General features: G+C 65.3%; 17 protein-coding genes. All 17 read right to left on the bottom strand.

Translation table 11 applies throughout. The features are described from left to right. Nucleotide 1: 1 nt before the first annotated feature. The 17 genes from atpD to rho all read right to left on the bottom strand — a co-directional run bounded on the left by atpD (nucleotide 2) and on the right by rho (nucleotide 17,783). Nucleotides 2–1,456: a F0F1 ATP synthase subunit beta gene (gene atpD, locus AC1DBD_RS11225; protein ID WP_138768903.1), complete on the bottom strand. Its 1,455-nt coding sequence runs from the start codon at nucleotides 1,454–1,456 to the stop codon at nucleotides 2–4. 82 nt (nucleotides 1,457–1,538) lie between these two features. Then, nucleotides 1,539–2,432 (bottom strand): F0F1 ATP synthase subunit gamma, encoded by an 894-nt coding sequence (locus AC1DBD_RS11220; protein ID WP_441417358.1) that lies wholly within the window; start codon nucleotides 2,430–2,432, stop codon nucleotides 1,539–1,541. 76 nt (nucleotides 2,433–2,508) lie between these two features. After that, nucleotides 2,509–4,146, bottom strand: coding sequence for a F0F1 ATP synthase subunit alpha (gene atpA / locus AC1DBD_RS11215; protein WP_441417357.1), 1,638 nt, complete (start codon nucleotides 4,144–4,146; stop codon nucleotides 2,509–2,511). Nucleotides 4,147–4,233: 87 nt separating this feature from the next. Then, nucleotides 4,234–5,058: a F0F1 ATP synthase subunit delta gene (locus AC1DBD_RS11210; protein WP_441417356.1), complete on the bottom strand. Its 825-nt coding sequence runs from the start codon at nucleotides 5,056–5,058 to the stop codon at nucleotides 4,234–4,236. Beyond that, a complete protein-coding gene (locus AC1DBD_RS11205) occupies nucleotides 5,058–5,609 on the bottom strand; it encodes a F0F1 ATP synthase subunit B (RefSeq protein WP_175322873.1) in 552 nt (183 codons plus the stop codon). Before AC1DBD_RS11205 ends, AC1DBD_RS11210 begins: the two co-directional genes overlap by 1 nt. Before the next feature lie 53 nt (nucleotides 5,610–5,662). Further along, complete coding sequence (gene atpE / locus AC1DBD_RS11200; RefSeq protein ID WP_003804776.1) at nucleotides 5,663–5,881, bottom strand: ATP synthase F0 subunit C; 219 nt, start codon at nucleotides 5,879–5,881, stop codon at nucleotides 5,663–5,665. An 80-nt stretch (nucleotides 5,882–5,961) separates the two neighbouring features. Then, nucleotides 5,962–6,762, bottom strand: a complete 801-nt coding sequence (gene atpB / locus AC1DBD_RS11195) for a F0F1 ATP synthase subunit A (protein WP_175322872.1) — start codon at nucleotides 6,760–6,762, stop codon at nucleotides 5,962–5,964. Between the two features lie 91 nt (nucleotides 6,763–6,853). Continuing rightward, on the bottom strand, nucleotides 6,854–7,207 hold the full coding sequence (locus AC1DBD_RS11190; protein WP_476908585.1) for a hypothetical protein: 354 nt from the start codon (nucleotides 7,205–7,207) through the stop codon (nucleotides 6,854–6,856). Then, nucleotides 7,191–7,685: a Cg1360 family ATP-synthase-associated protein gene (locus AC1DBD_RS11185; RefSeq protein WP_441417354.1), complete on the bottom strand. Its 495-nt coding sequence runs from the start codon at nucleotides 7,683–7,685 to the stop codon at nucleotides 7,191–7,193. The genes AC1DBD_RS11190 and AC1DBD_RS11185 overlap by 17 nt, the downstream gene beginning before the upstream one ends. 80 nt (nucleotides 7,686–7,765) lie before the next feature. Beyond that, on the bottom strand, nucleotides 7,766–8,791 hold the full coding sequence (locus AC1DBD_RS11180) for an MraY family glycosyltransferase (protein ID WP_476982105.1): 1,026 nt from the start codon (nucleotides 8,789–8,791) through the stop codon (nucleotides 7,766–7,768). Then, entirely contained in the window at nucleotides 8,788–10,656 is a 1,869-nt protein-coding gene (locus tag AC1DBD_RS11175) for a polysaccharide biosynthesis protein (RefSeq protein WP_441417352.1), read from the bottom strand. Before AC1DBD_RS11175 ends, AC1DBD_RS11180 begins: the two co-directional genes overlap by 4 nt. 101 nt (nucleotides 10,657–10,757) lie before the next feature. Beyond that, complete coding sequence (locus AC1DBD_RS11170) at nucleotides 10,758–11,732, bottom strand: glycosyltransferase (RefSeq protein ID WP_476982104.1); 975 nt, start codon at nucleotides 11,730–11,732, stop codon at nucleotides 10,758–10,760. A gap of 6 nt (nucleotides 11,733–11,738) precedes the next feature. Beyond that, on the bottom strand, nucleotides 11,739–12,647 hold the full coding sequence (locus AC1DBD_RS11165) for a glycosyltransferase (protein ID WP_476982103.1): 909 nt from the start codon (nucleotides 12,645–12,647) through the stop codon (nucleotides 11,739–11,741). A gap of 1 nt (nucleotide 12,648) precedes the next feature. Continuing rightward, nucleotides 12,649–13,434, bottom strand: a complete 786-nt coding sequence (locus AC1DBD_RS11160; RefSeq protein ID WP_476908582.1) for an L-threonylcarbamoyladenylate synthase — start codon at nucleotides 13,432–13,434, stop codon at nucleotides 12,649–12,651. Beyond that, nucleotides 13,431–14,342, bottom strand: coding sequence for a peptide chain release factor N(5)-glutamine methyltransferase (gene prmC / locus AC1DBD_RS11155; protein WP_476982102.1), 912 nt, complete (start codon nucleotides 14,340–14,342; stop codon nucleotides 13,431–13,433). Before prmC ends, AC1DBD_RS11160 begins: the two co-directional genes overlap by 4 nt. Before the next feature lie 34 nt (nucleotides 14,343–14,376). After that, nucleotides 14,377–15,450 carry a peptide chain release factor 1 gene (prfA, locus tag AC1DBD_RS11150; RefSeq protein ID WP_441417347.1) on the bottom strand — a complete coding sequence of 358 codons (1,074 nt, stop codon included), beginning with the start codon at nucleotides 15,448–15,450 and terminating at the stop codon, nucleotides 14,377–14,379. A 233-nt stretch (nucleotides 15,451–15,683) separates the two neighbouring features. Beyond that, entirely contained in the window at nucleotides 15,684–17,783 is a 2,100-nt protein-coding gene (rho, locus tag AC1DBD_RS11145; RefSeq protein ID WP_476982101.1) for a transcription termination factor Rho, read from the bottom strand. Between the last annotated feature and the right edge of the window lie 287 nt (nucleotides 17,784–18,070).

The raw sequence follows: 18,070 nt of genomic DNA, 5'->3' as shown, positions 1-18,070 counted from the left end.
ATTACTTGGTCTGTTCCTGGATCTTGGCCCACTGGCGCTCGACGTCGTCCAGGCCGCCGACGTTGAAGAACGCCTGCTCTGCGATGTGGTCGAGGTCGCCGTCGCAGATCGCCGTGAAGCCTTCAACGGTGTCCTTGATGGACACGGTGGAGCCTTCCACGCCGGTGAACTGCTTCGCCGTGTAGGTGTTCTGCGAGAGGAACTGCTGGATACGGCGTGCACGCGACACGACGATCTTGTCCTCTTCGGAGAGCTCATCGACGCCGAGGATGGCGATGATGTCCTGGAGTTCCTTGTTCTTCTGCAGGATCTGCTTGACCCGGACGGCCGTGTTGTAGTGGTCGTGTCCGATGTACTGCGGATCCAGGATGCGCGAGGTCGACGTCAGCGGGTCAACGGCCGGGTACAGACCACGGGAAGCGATTTCACGGGAAAGTTCCGTGGTCGCGTCGAGGTGTGCGAAGGTCGTGGCCGGGGCCGGGTCGGTGTAGTCATCTGCGGGAACGTAGATGGCCTGCATCGAGGTGATGGAGTGGCCCTTGGTGGACGTGATGCGCTCCTGGAGCAGGCCCATTTCGTCAGCCAGGTTGGGCTGGTAGCCCACGGCCGAAGGCATGCGGCCGAGGAGGGTGGAAACCTCGGAACCTGCCTGGGTGAAGCGGAAGATGTTGTCGATGAAGAGCAGCACGTCCTGGTTCTGCACATCGCGGAAGTACTCCGCCATGGTCAGCGCGGACAGGGCCACGCGCAGACGCGTTCCCGGCGGCTCATCCATCTGGCCGAAGACAAGCGCGGTGTCCTTGAGGACGCCGGCCTCTTCCATTTCGACCCAGAGGTCGTTGCCTTCACGGGTACGCTCGCCAACACCGGCGAACACCGAGGTGCCACCGAAGTTGCGGGCAACACGGGTGATCATTTCCTGGATCAGCACGGTCTTGCCGACGCCGGCACCGCCGAACAGGCCAATCTTGCCACCCTTGATGTACGGGGTGAGAAGGTCGATCACCTTGATGCCGGTTTCCAGCATCTCGGTGGAGCCCTCGAGGGTCGCGAAGGCGGGTGCCTTGCGGTGGATCGGCCAGCGTTCGCTGATCTGCAGCTCGGACTCGGTCACGTCCAGGGGCTGGCCCAGCACGTTGAAGATGTGGCCCTTGACGCCGTCGCCGACGGGGACGGAGATCGGGGCACCGGTGTCAACCACGTTGGTGCCGCGGACCAGGCCGTCGGTTGCCTGCAGGGAGATGGCGCGGATGAGGTTGTCGCCGAGGTGCAGCGCAACTTCGAAGGTGATGGTCTTGGTCTCACCGTTGAGAGTAATCTCCGTGGTGAGTGCGTTGTAAATCGAGGGGATTGCGTCAGCCGGGAATTCGACGTCGACAACCGGGCCAATAACACGTGCAATACGGCCGGTGGCACCGGACGTTGCGGCTACGTGTTCGGTAGCAGTGGCAGTCATCTCTCTCACTTCACTCAGTAGATGGCGTGGGCGGTTAAGTTTGTTCTTTGGTGCAGGTAAAGCTGGGTCCGGACCGGGCGGGCTAGGACGCGTTCAACGCGTCGGCGCCTGCCACGATTTCGGAAAGCTCCTGCGTAATCTCAGCCTGGCGGGCAGTGTTGCGCAGACGCGTGTACTTCTTGATGAGGTCCGTGGCGTTGTCGCCGGCGGATTTCATCGCCCGCTGGCGGGCTGCGAGCTCGGAAGCTGCTGCCTGCAACATTGCGGCGAAGATACGAGACTCGATGTAGCGCGGCAGCAGGGCATCGAGAACCTGCTCAGCTTCCGGCTCGAATTCGTAAAGCGGCAGGAGCTCCGACTCGGATGCGGCCTGCTCTTCGACGACCTCGAGCGGGAGCAGGCGGATAACCGTCGGCTCCTGCGTCACCATGGACTTGAAGCGGGTGTAAACGACGTGGATCTCGTCGACGCCGCCCTCTTCGTAGGCCGTTGCGAAGTCTGCCAGCAATGCTTCGCCGACTTCCCGCGCCGTCTCGAACTGCGGTGCGTCCGTGTTGCCGGTCCACACCCGCTCGTAGGGGCGGTTACGGAAGTCGAAGTATGCCTGTGCCTTGCGGCCCATGACGTACGTCTTGACTTCCTTGCCTTCCTCGTGGAGCAACTCGGTGAGGCCTTCGGCCTGCTTGAGCACGGTTGCCGAGTAGGACCCTGCAAGGCCGCGGTCGGAGGTGATGACCAGGACGGCGGCGCGGCGGATCTGCTCCGGCTCGGTAACCAGCGGGTGGTCGATTTCGCTCTGGCTTGCGACAGCAGAAACGGCACGCGTGATCGCGTTTGCGTAAGGCAGTGAAGCCGCTACGCGTGCGCGGGCCTTGCCGATGCGCGAGGTAGCGATCAGTTCCATCGCCTTGAAGATCTTGCGCATCGACGTCGTCGAGCTGATCTTCTGGCGGTAGACCCGGATCTGGGCTCCCATACTTATCCTTTCCTAAGATCCCGGTGGCCGGGACTGCCGGAACCCGCTGGGGTTCCGGCAGTCCCTGCCAGCGAAACTAGCGCTTCTGCTTGACGATTTTTTCCTGGTCGACCTTGTCCTCGTCGATCGGGGCGTACTCCTCGTGCCCTGCACCGACCAGGAGGCTGTCGCCCTCGCCGAAGAAGCCCTTCTTGAAGTCCACGATCGCGGTCTTCAGCGCCTCTGCCGTGTCATCGTCCATGACGTTGGTCTGGGCCAGCGTCGTCAGGATGGAGGACTTGTGCTTGAGGTGCTCCAGGAACTCGGTCTCGAAGCGGTTGATGTCTTCAACCGGAACGTCGTCGAGGTAGCCGTTGGTGCCGGCCCAGATGGAGACAACCTGGTCCTCGACCGGGAACGGCGAGTACTGGCCCTGCTTGAGCAGTTCCATCAGGCGGGCGCCGCGGGTCAGCTGCTGGCGGGAAGCCGCGTCGAGGTCCGACGCGAACATCGCAAATGCCTGCATGTCGCGGTACTGGGCGAGTTCCAGCTTCAAGGTACCGGAGACCTTCTTCATGGACTTCACCTGTGCGGCGCCACCCACGCGGGACACGGAGACACCCACGTCGACGGCGGGACGCTGGTTGGCGTTGAAGAGGTCCGACTGCAGGAAGATCTGGCCGTCGGTGATGGAGATGACGTTGGTCGGGATGTAGGCGGACACGTCGTTCGCCTTCGTCTCGATCAGCGGCAGCCCGGTCATCGAACCTGCGCCCAGCTCGTCGGAAAGCTTGGCACAACGCTCAAGCAGACGGGAGTGCAAGTAGAAGACGTCGCCCGGGTAGGCTTCGCGTCCCGGCGGGCGGCGCAGCAGCAGCGACACCGCACGGTAGGCCTCAGCCTGCTTGGAGAGGTCGTCGAACACGATGAGGACGTGCTTGCCACCGTACATCCAGTGCTGGCCGATGGCCGAGCCGGCGTACGGTGCCAGGTACTTGAATCCGGCGGGGTCGGACGCGGGGGAAGCCACGATGGTCGTGTACTCCAGTGCGCCGTTGTCCTCGAGCGTCTGGCGGACAGCCGCGATCGTGGACGCCTTCTGGCCGATGGCCACGTAGATGCAGCGCACCTGCTTGGTGACATCGCCGGAAGCCCAGTTGGCCTTCTGGTTGATGATCGTATCGATGGCGATGGCCGACTTGCCGGTCTGGCGGTCGCCAATGATCAGCTGACGCTGGCCGCGGCCGATCGGGATCATGGCGTCGATAGCCTTCAGACCGGTCTGCATCGGCTCGTGGACCGACTTGCGCTGGGTCACGCCGGGCGCCTGGAGTTCCAGGGCACGGGTGGTTTCGGCCTTGATCTCGCCAAGGTCGTCGATGGGCTGGCCCAGGGGGTCAACCACGCGGCCGAGGAAGGCGTCGCCAACCGGAACGGACAAAACCTGTCCGGTGCGGTGGACTTCCTGGCCCTCTTCGATGCCGGTGAAGTCACCGAGGACGATGACACCGATCTCGCGGACGTCGAGGTTCTGGGCCAGGCCCAGCGTGCCGTCTTCGAAGCGAAGCAGCTCGTTCGCCATGACCGAGGGAAGGCCCTCAACACGGGCGATGCCGTCACCTGCGGTCGTTACACGGCCAACCTCTACGCGCTCTGCGTTTCCGGGTTCGTAGGACGCCGCGAACTCGTTCAACGCAATACGGACGTCGTCGGCGTTGATGGTCAATTCGGCCATCTGCAGTCCCTGCTCTCCTGTTTTCGTGATCATCGTTGCTCACGATGACCGGGGTTTCTTGTCGGTAAGTTGTGCTTGTCCGGCTAACTAAGCAATCTGACGCTGGAGCTGGCCCAGACGGGCGAGAACCGAAGCGTCAACCACTTCGTCGCCGATCTGGATCCGCAGGCCACCAATCAGTGCCGGGTCAACGTTCATGTTGATCTTGAGCTCACGGCCGTACAGGGCGTTGAGCCCTGCCTGCAGACGGCTGGTCTGGGTCTCCGTCAGCGGACGGGTGACGCTGACGGTAGCAATCCAGCGCTGCTGGCGCTTGGCCGCAAGCTCGGCAAAACGGCTGACGAGCTTGGTGACCTTGAGGCCGCGGGGCTGCGAAACTGCCTGTCCGATGAGGACTTTCGCTTCCACGCTGGCGCGGGGCACGAGCTTTTCGGCGAGGGCAACCTTGGCAGCCTGGCTCGCCTGCGGCTCGGACAGAGCACGCTGCACCTCGTGGCTGGAATCGACGGCCTGGTTGAAGGAGAACAGATCGTTCTCCAGCGCTTCCAGTCCGCCAATGCCCGAGGCAGAGACGGCCGACTTGTTTTCAGCAACGGCAATTACCACCGAAGCGGCAAGAGTCTCGAGTGCATCGCCGATGTCACGAGCCGACGCCCAGCGTGAGCTGGCCAGCCCGCTTGCGATCTCCACAGCATCAGCGGAGACTTTGCCGCTGAAGAGCTGCTTGACCAGCGCCGACTTTTCGTCACCGCTGCGGGACGGGTCAGTCAGGGCACGGCGCAAGCCAGCCGAGCTGTCCACCGTTCCCAGGATTCCGAAGAGTTCCGTAGCCAACTGCAGCGACGCGTTGGGAAGCTTGGCTTCCAACGCGACGAGTGCCGCGGTCAGCGATTCGCTCGATACACCTGCCATTACTTAGCTGCACCTGCGTTCTGGTTCTCCAGATCTGCCAGGAAACGGTCAACCACACGGGCCGAACGCGCGTCATCGCTGAGCGCCTCGCCGACGATGCGGCCTGCCAGCGTGGTAGCCAGCGTGCCGACCTCGGCGCGGAGCGACACAACGGCCGCCTGGCGCTCGGACTCGATCTGCGCGTGTGCCTGGGCGGTGATGCGGGCAGACTCAGCAGCTGCCTTCTCCTTCAGATCCGCCAGGATCTGGGCGCCTTCGGCGCGGGCTTCCTCGCGGATGCGGTTGGCCTCGGTGCGGGCGTCGGTGAGCTGCTGCTTGTACTCTTCGAGTGCTGCAGAAGCCTCTGCCTGCGCCTTTTCGGCCTTGGCGATGCCGCCTTCAATGGCCTCGGCGCGCTCTGCGAAATTCTTCTCGAACATCGGGACGACGTACTTAGTCACGATGAACAGGAGGACAGCAAAGCCCACGAGGACGACAAACATTTCCCAGATATTGGGAACGAGGGGGTTGGTTTCGCCCTCGGTGGCGGCTGAGATGATCAGCTGCTTCATATTTCACCCGTCCTTATCTACTCGGTTCTGGATGTTCGCTGGGTTCTGAAGGTTTACTTGAGAACGAATGCGAAGACCAGGCCGAGGATGGCGAGGGCTTCAGTCAGCGCAAGGCCGAGGAATGCGATCGGCTGCAGGACGCGCTGTGCTTCCGGCTGACGTGCCACACCGTTGATGTAAGCAGCGAACACGAGACCCACACCGATACCACCGCCGATGGCGGAGAGGCCGTAGCCGATGAGGTTGAGGGAGCCGTTGATGGAGCCTTCCATTTTTCTTCCTTTCAAGATGCCACCCGTGTGGCAGGTTGTTTGGGTTGCTTCATCCCCGCGAGGGGAAGTTTGTGGGTGCCTTAGTGGCTGTCGGCGTGCAGTGCGCCTTCGATGTAGATCGCGGTCAGCAGCGTGAAGACGTACGCCTGCAGCGCCATGATCAGCGCCTCCAGCATGTACATCGCAATCGAGCCGGCCAGGACAAGCACGGAGGCGCCCTTCAGCAGGACGTTCTCCTGCATGACGAGGAACTCGATGCCGGAACCGGCGATCATCACGATCAGGTGGCCGGCCAGCATGGTGGCGAACAGACGGAGGCTGTGCGTGACAGGCCGGACCAGGAAGTTGGAGATGATCTCGATCGGGATAACGATCGGAAGGATGTAGATGGGTACGCCGCTCGGCACGGTGGCCAGCTTGAAGTACTTCAGGCCGTTCTTCTTGACGCCGATGGCGATCCAGGTGATGTACACGATCGCTGCCAGCACGTAGGCGCCGCCGACGTGCGAGAAGCTCGGCAGCTGGATCACGGGGATCGCGCCGTAGATGTTGTTCACGAGGATGAAGAAGAAGAGGCTGAAGAGCAGCGGGACGTACTTCATGAAGTCTTTGCCGCCGATGATGTCCTTGGCGATGCCGTTGCGGACGAAGCCGTAGGCTGCCTCGCCTGCGAACTGCAGCTTGCCGGGAACGAGCTGCTGCTTACGCGCAGCAATCACAAAGAATGTGGCGATAATGACGACCGAGAGGATCACCAGCAGCATCTGCTTGGAGAATCCTTCGGCTTGACCCCAGGGCAGGATAGCCGGCAGGTGCAATTGTTCAATTCCAGGAGGAGTGAACTCTCCTGAATCTTGGGCCGGGAGCGCAAGCGCGATCAACGCGTTTCCTCTCTGCAGTGTCCATCATTGGGCGTTGGGCGGGGAGCGGCCGCATTTCTGTCAGCCATTCCCCCTGTGAAATTTTTTGGCATTACTGTTCCGCGTCCTTCGACGGGCCACCTGCAGCGCCGTCTCCGCCAGCCGAATTCCGGTGACTGGTGAGACCGTGCATATGAGAAAGATAGAACCCTCCCGCAGCTCCAAGCAGGGCGCCTGCGAGCACAATCCAGCGGGTTCCCCACAGATTATCCAGACCCCACCCTATCAAACTCCAGACGATGATTCCGCCAACAATGTAGCTAAAGACGGCTATTCCGGCGTTGTATCCGCCGTCGTTGCCGTCCTGCGAGACACCGGGGGCGCCACCTGTGGTTTTGGGGGTCCGGGCCGGGTTTTTGGGAAGGTTCTTACCTTCGTTGTTGCCTGCATCATCGCGGCTGGGCATGGGTGCCGCCTTCCTGCGGGTCAGGGTCGTTGTAGATTTGCAGCCGTGCCTTGCCGAACCCGATGATCTCCGCCGCCTGCCAGGCGACCACGCAGACGACGGCGCCGATCAGGAACCAGCGTTCGTGCAGCCAGGCCGGCGCTCCGAGGACAAAGAGCACCACGGCGAAGCCGACCACTTTCACGAAGTAGGTGGCAACGAACATGCCGATGGCTCCGGACGGGTTGTTGCGGCCGACAAAATGTCCGATCGCCAGGCTGATCGCGAAGAACGCCATCACCAGCGCGCCGCCGAAGAGGCTGGACAAGGCACCGTAGCCGCCGTTGAAGGCGAAGGCCAGAACCGCGGTCAGCAGCAGGGCCGCCCCCGCCGCCGCCGAACTGAGTGCCAGCAGCTTCAGCCACAGCGACCTGGTGGGACCGGAGCCGCCAACGGAGCCGCTGCCGGACGTGCGTCCGGACTCGGCGTTGGAGCTCATGGGATCCCAATCGTCGCAGGGGGTAAGGGCAGGAACGCGGCGACAAGCCGCCCCTGAATTCTACACGAGATAGAACAGGGCTAGGCCACCGGGATGCGGGTGACCTTGGGACGGTGCCGGAACCGACGGATCAGGTCCGGCGAGACCAGATACAGTCCGAGCACCAGCAGGCTGCCGGCCACACAGAGGGCGACGACGGGCAGCGGGGCCGTGGCGGCGACGAAACCGAGGACGATGACGGCGATGGTGCAGACCGTGACCACGGCTGCCGCCTGCAGGTGGGAGACGCCGACGTCGGTGAGCCGCTGGTAAACGTGCTCGCGGTGGGACGCGTACCAGCGCTCCCCCGCCTTGATCCGGCGCAGCAGGGTATAGCCGGTGTCCGCGGCATAGACCAGGATCGGCGAGAGGACGTATTCGACGTAGACGCCGCTCAGGAAGCCCGCCACGGCGAGGGCCGCGATCGAGGCACCGAGGAGATAGCTGCCGACGTCGCCCAGGAACACCGAACCACGGCCGAGGTTCCAGGGCAGGAAGCCAAGGAAGGCCATCGCGAGCACCGTGCCCCCGGCGGTTAGCCAGGGCTGTCCGGCCAGCATGCCGGCCAGCGCGTAGGCGCCGCCAGCGGTGACGCCGTGCAGGCCGGAGATCCCGTTGATCCCGTCCATGAAGTTCGCGATGTTGACGTAGGCCGCGATTGCCACCGCAGCCAGCGGCAGCCACCAGAACGACTGCGACGTCAGGACGATCAGCGCAGCGGAGCCGGCGGCACCGATTCCCAGCTGGGCGGCGGCGCGTGCCCCGATGGACAGACCGCGCAGATCCTCGATCCAGCCCACGGCGGCACTGGCCGCAATGATCCCCAGCACCACCGCGAAAACCGAACGGTCCACGGTGACGAGGTTTAGGAGCACCGCGGCGAGGTAGCCGACGGCGGTGGCCAGCGCGGCAGCCATCCCCATCCCCCGGATGGTCGCTTTATGGTGGGAGGAGCGGGCGGAGGGAATGTCGACGACGCCCATCCGGACCAGCCACGGTTTCACCGCGAAGGGAAGCAGCAGGCTGGCCAGCAGGGTGATTCCGGCCAGGATGGCGAGCGGCATCATGACGCGACCCGGATCGAGCCCGCTTCATCGGCCTCGTCGTCCGGGATGTCGGCGATGTTAATGCCCTGCTCGGCCTCGCAGCGGGCCAGCCAGACGTTCAGGTCCAGTTTGGCCGGATCCTGCTCGGTGGCCTTGGTGTGCGAAATCTTCGGGTGCAGGGGACGCTGGTCCAGTTCGCCGGTGCCGACGAGCTCTTCATGCAGCTTTTCTCCCGGCCTCAGGCCGGTGTAGATGATGTCGACCTTTTTGCCGGACATGGCGATCATCCGCTGGGCGACGTCGAGGATCTTCACGGGCTCGCCCATGTCCAGGATCATGACGTCGCCGCCCGAGCCGATCGCACCGGCCTGGATCACCAGCTGGCAGGCTTCGGGAATCGTCATGAAGAACCGCGTGACCTCGGGATCGGTGACGGTGACCGGGCCCCCGACGCGGATCTGCTCGGTGAAGAGCGGGAGCATTGAGCCGCGGCTGCCCATCACATTGCCGAAGCGGACGGATACGAACTTGCTGCCGGTCTGGCCGGCCATCCAGGCGGTCAGTTTCTCCGCGACGCGCTTGGAGTGGCCCAGGGCGGTGGTGGGGTTGGCTGCCTTGTCGGTGGAGATGTTCACAAAGTGTGAGACGCCGGCGTGCCGGGCGGCGCGCAGCACGTTCAGGGTGCCGCAGACGTTCGTCTTCCAGGCCTCGACGGGGTACTGCTGCAGCAGCGGTGCGTGCTTCAGGGCGGCGGCGTGGAACACGACCTCGGGCCGGCGGTCTTCGAAGATGTCCTGCAGGGCTTCGCCGTCGCGGATGTTGGCCAGCACCGTGTCGCGGCCGGCCAGCAGCCCCCGGCCGGTGATGGAGATCTGTGTCTGCTGCAGCCCGGTCTCGTCGTGGTCGAGCATGATGAGTTCCGCGGGGGCGAACTGGACAATCTGGCGGCAGAGTTCCGAACCGATTGAGCCGCCCGCGCCGGTCACCAGCACCCGCTTGCCCTTGATATACCCGGCGATTTCGTCGACTTTGATGTCCACCGGCCGGCGGCCGATCAGGTCTTCGACCGCCACGTCGCGGAAGTCCGAGAACCCGTCGGGCGCCCCGCCGCCGAGCATGTCGCGCAGCGGAGGCAACACCAGAACACGGATATTCATGCCGGCCACAGCGTCCGAGATACGGCGCACGACGGCGGCCTCGACATTGGCGAACGCCAGGACCAGCACCCTTGCGCGGGTCCTGCGGATGATCGCCGGGAGGTCCTCTCCCCTGCCAAGGACCTGGACTCCGGAGAGCCGCAGGTGCTTCTTGGCCGGGTCGTCGTCGATCAGGCCGACCGGGAAGTACGGGGAATCCGGGTCCTGCAGCATCCGGGTCAGCAGCGAGTTGCCCAGGAACCCCGCGCCGTAGATCAGGGTGTTCTGCGCCTCGTCGCCGGGCCGGGTCTTGCCCTCGACGTAGAGCCGCTTGGCGTAGCGTGCCGCGCCCATGAAGAGGCAGGCGAAGGGGAAGGCGATCAGGCCTACGCTGCGGCCGATGTTGATGGCCCCGTACAGCACCAGCAGCGTCACGGTGATCGAGGCGGCCACAATCACGGTGACGAAGACCAGTGCCCGCGCCTCCTGGAAACTGCCGAAGGGGTACCGGCCCCGGTAGAGGGCCAGCGCGTAGCCGGCGACGATCTGCGCGATGACGGCGAGCGCAGCGATGAAGAAGGCGCCCAGGAACTGTTCCGCCCGGATACCCATCTCGTAGCGCAGCAGCAGCGCCAGGACGACCGCCACGATCCAGGACATGGAGTCGAGGAACAGCTGGATCCAGATCCAGAGGGCGGGCTTCTCTTCCCGTGCTGCGGCAGATCCGCGCGCTTCAGATTTCGTACTCAACAGAGATTGCAACCGACTTCCACTACCACGGCGGCCATGCGCCTGTTTCAAAAAATACCCCGCCGCAAAACTGTCGGACAGCGGCGGAGCCTAAAACGATACTAATCTCTTTCGGCTCCGCTGCCTGAGTCAGCGGCCCCGGCCGGCAAAAGCGGCGGCATCGGTTTCCAGCTGCGGTCCGCGAGGATGGCGCGCGATTCGCGCCATCCTCGCCAGAGCGCGCCGGTCCCCTTCAGGGTCCGCTCGACGAGCACCAGGCGGGCAATTTCCTTCAGGAAGGTCAGTGCCGTGCCGGCCCCAAAACCGAGCCGGCTGAACTTCCCGTAGGCCCGGAGGTACTGCGCGACGTGCCCGCGGTTGCGCATCACGTAGCGTCGGCTGAGGTCACTGGAGTCATTGAGGTGGCGCAGGCCCAGGTCCACCTGGCGCTGGGCGCGTACCTTCTTGATGACGAAGGCGTTGACGTAGACCACCGGTGTTTGCTGCGCGGCGAGCCAGCCGTAAATTAGGTCGTCCCAGGTGATGAAGAAGCGTGGATCGGGCAGCCCGATGGTCCGCGCCACCGAGGCCTTGATCAGCATGCCTTCGAAGTTTCCGACGTTGGTGCGGAAGACCTCGGAATGCTTGAAGACGTCGCGCGAGACGGGGAGGAAGACGCCGAGCGCCTCGACGAAGTGGTGCTGCCAGAAGAAGGGTTTGCCGTTGGCGTCGTAGCGGCGGCCGATCAGGCAAGAATACTCCGGGGTGAACTTCTCCAGCGCCTCCACCGCTCCGGGGAGGACCTCGACGTCGTCGTCCATCAGCCAGAGCCACCCGGCACCGGCTTCCAGCGCCAGGTCGACGCCGCGGGAGAAGCCGCCCGCGCCGCCGACGTTTTCCGGCAGCCGTTCGTACTCGATCGGTGGGCCGCCAGCGGCCCTGGCCCGGGAGACGACCTCGGCTGTGTGGTCGCTGCTGGCATTGTCCACCACGATGATCCGCGCCGGCGGGGTGCTGAGGCGGGCGAAGGAATCGAGCAGGTTCTGCAGGAAGTCGGCACGGTTGTAGGTGACGACGACGGCGTACAGGTTCTCCACGGCAGCCTAGCTGTTGGTGGACATCAGTTGCGCGGGAGAGCCGAAGCCCTTGCCGCGGAAACCGGTGGAATAGGCACCGAACCAGTGCGCCAGGCCCTTCAGGTCCCCGGTCTTCAGGAAGTAGTACGGGAAGCCGACCATGTCAGCTCCGAACCAGCGCAGGTTCCGGTACTTGCGGGTCAGGTAGCCCCGGTTGCGGAAATAGCAGTAGCGCTTGAACTCGCCTTCCGGGATGACGGGCGTGATGAATCCGCCGAAGACGGGCTTCATCTCGGTCCAGGTGGCGGGGTGCTGCACGGCAACGGTGGCCAGCGTGCCGTACTTCAAGCCGGCCTTCTTCACCCGGGAGAGGAAGTCGACCTCGTCGCCGCGGATGAAGAACTTCACGTCCGGAATGCCGATCTTGTAGAAGACCTCGGTGCGGATCAGGGCCCCGTTGAAGAAGTGCACCATGTCCGGCAGGTAGCCCATTGGCGCCAGTTTGGCGCGATCATTGGTCAGCAGGCCGTTGATCCGGAAGTTGAAGGACAGCCGGTTCGGGTCTGAGGTGGCGGCGACGAGCGGGCTGACGATGTCGAGCTGGTGTTCCTCGGCCGTCTTCAGCAGCCCGGCGAGGCAGTTGCCGTCCTCGGGGTGGCCGTCGTCATCCATCATCCAGATCCACTCGGCGCCGCTGGCCATGGCGGCCAGGATCGCGTAGGCAAAGCCGCCGGCTCCGCCGAGGTTTGCCTCGGAGCGCAGGTAGTTGATGTTCGCTCCCCCGGCGGCGACGACCTCTGTGGCCGGAACGGTGCCGGAGTCCACGAGCGCGATCGAGTGGATCGGCGCAGTCTGCGCGGCAAGGCCTTTGAGTAGGAGGGCAAGTTCCTCGTGCCGGTCGAAGGTTACGGCCGCGACGGCGACTTTGGGCTGCATGTCAGTTCCTCGGAGGGTCGTCGGAGGCGGTGGGGACAGTGTGGCCGGGTGTCTCCCCGGTCGCGGCGTCAGCCGGCACGGCGGCCGGCCCCGCTTCGGCATCCGGCTCCGCTTCGGCGGCCGGCTGTTCGCCGGCCCCGAGCACGCCCGGGACAACTTCACGCAGGCGCTCAAGGCTGATGGCGCCCTGGCGGACCACGCGCAGCGGCAGGGCCGTGGCGTCAATGATCGTGGACGGCTCGGCCCCGTTGCCTTCGACCGGCCGGTGCCCGCCTTCGAGGTAGACCTCCACCGACTCCGCGAGCTGCGCCTCGGCGTCGGCGGCGCTCTGTGCGGCGGCCTGGCCGGTGCGGTTGGCGGAGGAGACCGCCAGCGGTCCGGTGAGGGTAAGCAGGTCCTGGGCGACGTCGTCGTCCGGGAGGCGGAGGGCCACTGTGCCCTTGGTTTCGCCAAGGTCCCAGTCGAGCGAGGGCTGTGCGTGCAGGATCAGGGTCAGCCCCCCGGGCCAGAACGCCTCGGCCAGGCGGCGGGCCTCGGCCGGCACATCGGTGGCCAGGCCGTCCAGGGCGTTCAGCCTGGGGATCAGTACGGGCGGCGGCATTTGCCGGCTCCGGCCTTTGGCCGCGAGCAACAGCGTCACGGCCTGCGGCGAGAACGCGTCGGCGCCGATGCCGTACACGGTGTCGGTGGGGAGGACCACGCACTTGTGTTCCCGGATGGCCCGCTGGGCGTGTTCAAGTCCTGCGGCGCGTTGCTCCGCGTCCGCGCAATCGTAGCTAGTCGTCACTGGCCTATCCTTTCATCACTGACGGCCTCGGGTTTGCGGACGGCGCTGGTGGCGCGTTCGCGTCCGTTGAGGTCCAGGTGCGTCGTCACTCCGGACCAGTGTCCGGAACGTTCCAGCATCGCGGCGATCCAGCCGGCCTGGACCTCGGCGTGCTCCATGACGAAGTAGCCACCTGGCACGAGAAGCCGGGCCGCGGAGGCCGCCGCCGCCGTCGGGAGTTCCATGCCGTCCGCTCCCCCGCCATAGAGCGCCTCGGGCGGGTCATGCAGCGCCACCTCGGGCTCGTTGGGTACCGCTTCGGCCGGGATGTAGGGCGGGTTGGACACGACGACGTCGAAGCTGCCGTTGTGTTCGGGCAACGCGTCCCGCAGGTCGCCGCGCACCAGGTGGACGCCCAGCGGCAGCAGGTTCTTGGCCGCCCAGGCGTGCGCAAACTCGCTGAACTCCACGGCGTGGACCTCGGCGTCGGGAACCTCATGCGCGATCGAGCCGGCAATCGCCCCCGACCCGGTTCCGAGGTCGACGACCTTGGGCCGCCTGTGCAGCCGTTCCGTGTCTTCGGACCGGGCCGCCAGCCAGTCGATTACCAGCTGAACGACGGATTCCGTTTCCGGACGCGGGATGAATACGCCGGGCCCGACGGCCAGTTGGAGGTAGCGGAAGTGCGCCACGCCGGTGATGTGCTGCAACGGGATACGCTGCGCCCGCTCGGCCACCAGCTCGGCGTAGCCTGCCGGCGCCGGCGTGTCACCGAGGACCATGGCGCGGAGCCGGCCCGGGCCGACGCCAAGCAGGTGGCCGGCAAGGAGTTCGGCGTCGACCTTCGGGCTCGGCACGCCGGCGGCGGCCAGCACGGCCGTGGCCTCGCGGACGGCGTCGGCGAGGCTCAGCGCAGCATCAGAAGTCATCAGGCTCAGGTGTCATCGGGGCGGACGATCCGTACTAGTCGCCGATGGCGTCGAGGCGGGCCTGTTCGTCCATCTCGATGGCGGACTGGATCACCGGCTCCAGGTCGCCGTTCATGACCTGGTCCAGGTTGTACGCCTTGTAGCCGGTGCGGTGGTCGGCGATCCGGTTTTCCGGGTAGTTGTAGGTCCGGATGCGCTCGGAGCGGTCCATGGTGCGGATCTGCGACTTGCGCTGGGCCGAGTTCTCGGCGTCGATCTGCTCCTGCTGGTGGGCCAGGATGCGGGCGCGCAGCACGCGCATGCCGGCTTCACGGTTCTGCAGCTGGGACTTCTCGTTCTGCATCGCCACCACGATCCCGGTGGGAAGGTGGGTGATGCGCACGGCCGAGTCGGTGGTGTTGACCGACTGGCCGCCAGGGCCGGAGGAACGGTAGACGTCGATCTTGAGATCGTTCTGGTTGATTTCGAGCTCTTCGGGCTCGTCCACTTCGGGGAGAACCAGGACGCCGGCGGCAGAAGTGTGGATACGCCCCTGCGACTCGGTCACCGGCACGCGCTGCACCCGGTGCACACCGCCTTCGAACTTCAGCCGCGCGAACACGCCCTCGGCAGGATCGTTGGAGTTGCCCTTGACGGCCATCTGGACGTCCTTGTAGCCGCCCAGGTCCGATTCGGTGGCGGAGATAATCTCGGTTTTCCAGCCACGGGATTCCGCGTAACGGCTGTACATGCGCAGCAGGTCCGCGGCGAACAGGGCAGCCTCGTCGCCGCCTTCGCCGCCCTTGACCTCAAGGATCACGTTGCGGGCGTCGTCCGGGTCGCGCGGGATGAGCAGGCGGCGCAGCTTGGCCGCGGCCGTCTCCAGGGCAGCCTCAAGCTCGGGCACCTCAGCGGCGAACTCCGGATCCTCGCCGGCCATTTCCTTCGCGGCCGACAGGTCGTCGCTGATGCTTTCCCAGCGGTGGTAGGCCTCCACAATGCCGTTCAACTGCGCCGACCGCCGCCCCAGCTTCCGGGCCAGCTTCTGGTCAGCATAAACAGCAGGATCCCCAAGCTGGGCCTGGATAGCAGCATGCTCATCCAACAGCCCCTGTACGGACTCAAACATTTCAAAACCTCTTTCGACTTGGAACCAAGTCTAGTTACGACAACAAAACTGGACCGCGGCTGGCGACTTAACGACGAAGCCGCACGGATTTTTCCGCCCCGGGAGTGGCTTCGGGCCTGCCGGAGCCGGGTGGCGTGCGATCGTAGATCGAACGCCACCCGGCGGAGGGGCGGGGGCGGAAAATCCGTGCGGCGTTAGCGCGCGGGACCGCCAGAATCTAGCGGTTAATGCAGCTACTTGTCGTTATCGGACTTCGCACCAAGCGTCGTCTTCTGCACCTGCATGAGGAACTCGACGTTGCTCTGGGTCTCCCGGATCTTGTTGGTCAGCAGCTCAAGGCTCTGCTGCGTTTCGAGTCCGGAGAGGACACGGCGCAGCTTCCACATGATCTTGACTTCCTCGGGGGACAGCAGGTTCTCTTCGCGGCGGGTACCGGACGCGTTGACGTCCACGGCCGGGAAGATGCGCTTGTCCGCGAGCTGGCGGGACAGGCGCAGTTCCATGTTGCCCGTGCCCTTGAACTCTTCGAAGATGACCTCGTCCATCTTGGACCCGGTCTCGACGAGCGCGGTGGCCAGGATGGTGAGCGAGCCGCCGTTTTCGATGTTGCGGGCTGCACCGAAGAAACGCTTCGGCGGGTACAGCGCGGCGGAGTCGACACCGCCGGACAGGATGCGGCCGGAGGCGGGCGCGGCCAGGTTGTAGGCGCGGCCCAGTCGGGTCATAGAGTCCAGCAGGACCACAACGTCCATGCCCATTTCCACGAGGCGCTTGGCACGCTCGATGGAAAGTTCGGCCACGGTCGTGTGGTCATCGGCGGGGCGGTCGAAGGTGGAGGCAATGACCTCACCCTTGACCGTGCGCTGCATGTCGGTGACTTCTTCGGGGCGTTCGTCAACGAGCACCATCATGAGGTGGACCTCAGGATTGTTGGTGGTGATGGCGTTGGCGATGGACTGCAGGATGAGCGTCTTGCCGGCCTTCGGCGGCGAGACGATCAGGCCACGCTGGCCCTTGCCGATCGGGGCGACCAGGTCGATGACGCGGGGGCCGATCTTCTTGGGGTCCGTCTCGAGGCGCAGGCGCTCGGAGGGGTACAGCGGGACGAGCTTGGCGAATTCGACGCGGTCCTTGAGTTCCTCGGGGGTCTTGCCGTTGACCGAGGTGACGCGGACCAGCGCGTTGAACTTCTGGCGGGCCGACTGCTGGTTGCTGCGGTCTTCGCCTTCACGCGGGGCGCGGATGGCGCCGACGACGGCGTCGCCCTTGCGCAGGTTGTACTTCTTGACCTGGGCGAGCGAGACGTAGACGTCGTTCGGACCCGGCAAGTAGCCGGAGGTGCGGATGAACGCGTAGTTCTCCAGCACGTCCAGGATGCCGGCGACGGGCAGCAGGACGTCGTCCTCGGTGACCTCGACGTCGTCGACGTCGGGTCCCTGGGAACGGCCGCGGCGGCGTTCGTTGCGGTCGCGGAAACGGTCGTTGCGCGGGTTGTTGTCGCGGTTGTCCTGGCCGCCGGAGCGGTCGTTGCGATCGTTGCGGTCACGACGGTTACGGCGGTTGCGGCGGCTGCCGCCGTCGGAATCGTCGTTGTCGCGGGTGTTTTCGCGGGTGCCGGACGTGTTGTCGCGGGTGTTGTCCTCACGGTTGCCACGGCCGCGGGTGTTGTCGCGGCGCTGGCCGTCGTCGCTGCCCTGTTCGGCCTGGCGTTCCTGGCGCTGTTCGACCGAGGCCTGCTCGGCCGGGGCTTCCACGGCTGCTGCCGGCTGGGCTTCGCCCTGGCCGGTGGCCTGGGCTGCTGCCTCGCCGCGGCGGCGGTTGCGGGTCCGCGGCTGGCGGGTGCGGTCGCTGCCTTCAGTGCCCTGCTCTGCCGGGGCGGACGGTGCCTGCGCCGGGGCAGCGGCGGACTGCGCCTCTACCGCGGCGGCGGGTGCCTCAGCAGCAGGGGTGGTGATGACGCCGTCGCTGCCTGCGCGGCGGCTGCGGCCCCGGGTCCGGGCCCGCGGGTTTTCCTGGGCCGGAGCCTCGGCTCCGTCAGTTGCGGGAGCCACGGCCGGGGCCGAGGCGTGGGCAACAGAGCCGTTGTCGCTCGCCTTTTCGGCGGCGCGTTCGGGTGCCTTGCTGACCGGGGTACCGGCACGGTGGGCGGAAATGGCGGTCACCAGATCACCCTTGCGCATCCGGGAGCCGCCGGAGATCCCCAGCTGGCTGGCCAGGGCCTGGAGCTGGGCGAGCTTCAGGCCGGCGAGGCCGCTGCTCTTGGCGGGTGCTGCCGTTGCGGCAGCAGAAGATGATGTTTCCACAGCTGAAGACAGCTCAGTGGTTTCGGTCACGAAGGATCCTTCCCCCTCGACGGCGTCCAGGCTAGGAGCTGGACGCGGTGATTTGATCTGGGCTGCAGTTCAGATCTGCAGCCGGGATTTCGGCCTTGCCGGTTGGATTTCGGCCGGCAGGGCCGGTTACTGCTACACCAAGACACGCCCCGAAATTGAGGAACGGCCGGCTGACACTTCAGGGGTACAGAGGAATTCTGCAGCTTCCTGCGTCAGACCGAAAGCAGGTGGCACCGGAAAATATTGCGCAGTGAAAGATGAGAGAGGGCAACTTGGCCAACATCGCG

This window comes from Arthrobacter sp. 10T419 (assembly GCF_056394105.1).
This window is presented reverse-complemented; position numbering and strand designations above follow the sequence as displayed.

Bases quoted from the DNA above. Each gene is read 5' to 3' on its own strand.
- prmC (WP_476982102.1), bottom strand. From the start codon at position 14,342: ATGACTTCTGATGCTGCGCTGAGCCTCGCCGACGCCGTCCGCGAGGCC.
- AC1DBD_RS11190 (WP_476908585.1), bottom strand. From the start codon at position 7,207: ATGCCCAGCCGCGATGATGCAGGCAACAACGAAGGTAAGAACCTTCCC.
- atpE (WP_003804776.1), bottom strand. From the start codon at position 5,881: ATGGAAGGCTCCATCAACGGCTCCCTCAACCTCATCGGCTACGGCCTC.
- AC1DBD_RS11180 (WP_476982105.1), bottom strand. From the start codon at position 8,791: ATGATGCCGCTCGCCATCCTGGCCGGAATCACCCTGCTGGCCAGCCTG.
- AC1DBD_RS11220 (WP_441417358.1), bottom strand. From the start codon at position 2,432: ATGGGAGCCCAGATCCGGGTCTACCGCCAGAAGATCAGCTCGACGACG.
- AC1DBD_RS11165 (WP_476982103.1), bottom strand. From the start codon at position 12,647: ATGCAGCCCAAAGTCGCCGTCGCGGCCGTAACCTTCGACCGGCACGAG.
- prfA (WP_441417347.1), bottom strand. From the start codon at position 15,450: ATGTTTGAGTCCGTACAGGGGCTGTTGGATGAGCATGCTGCTATCCAG.
- atpD (WP_138768903.1), bottom strand. From the start codon at position 1,456: ATGACTGCCACTGCTACCGAACACGTAGCCGCAACGTCCGGTGCCACC.
- AC1DBD_RS11185 (WP_441417354.1), bottom strand. From the start codon at position 7,685: ATGAGCTCCAACGCCGAGTCCGGACGCACGTCCGGCAGCGGCTCCGTT.
- atpA (WP_441417357.1), bottom strand. From the start codon at position 4,146: ATGGCCGAATTGACCATCAACGCCGACGACGTCCGTATTGCGTTGAAC.
- AC1DBD_RS11205 (WP_175322873.1), bottom strand. From the start codon at position 5,609: ATGAAGCAGCTGATCATCTCAGCCGCCACCGAGGGCGAAACCAACCCC.
- AC1DBD_RS11210 (WP_441417356.1), bottom strand. From the start codon at position 5,058: ATGGCAGGTGTATCGAGCGAATCGCTGACCGCGGCACTCGTCGCGTTG.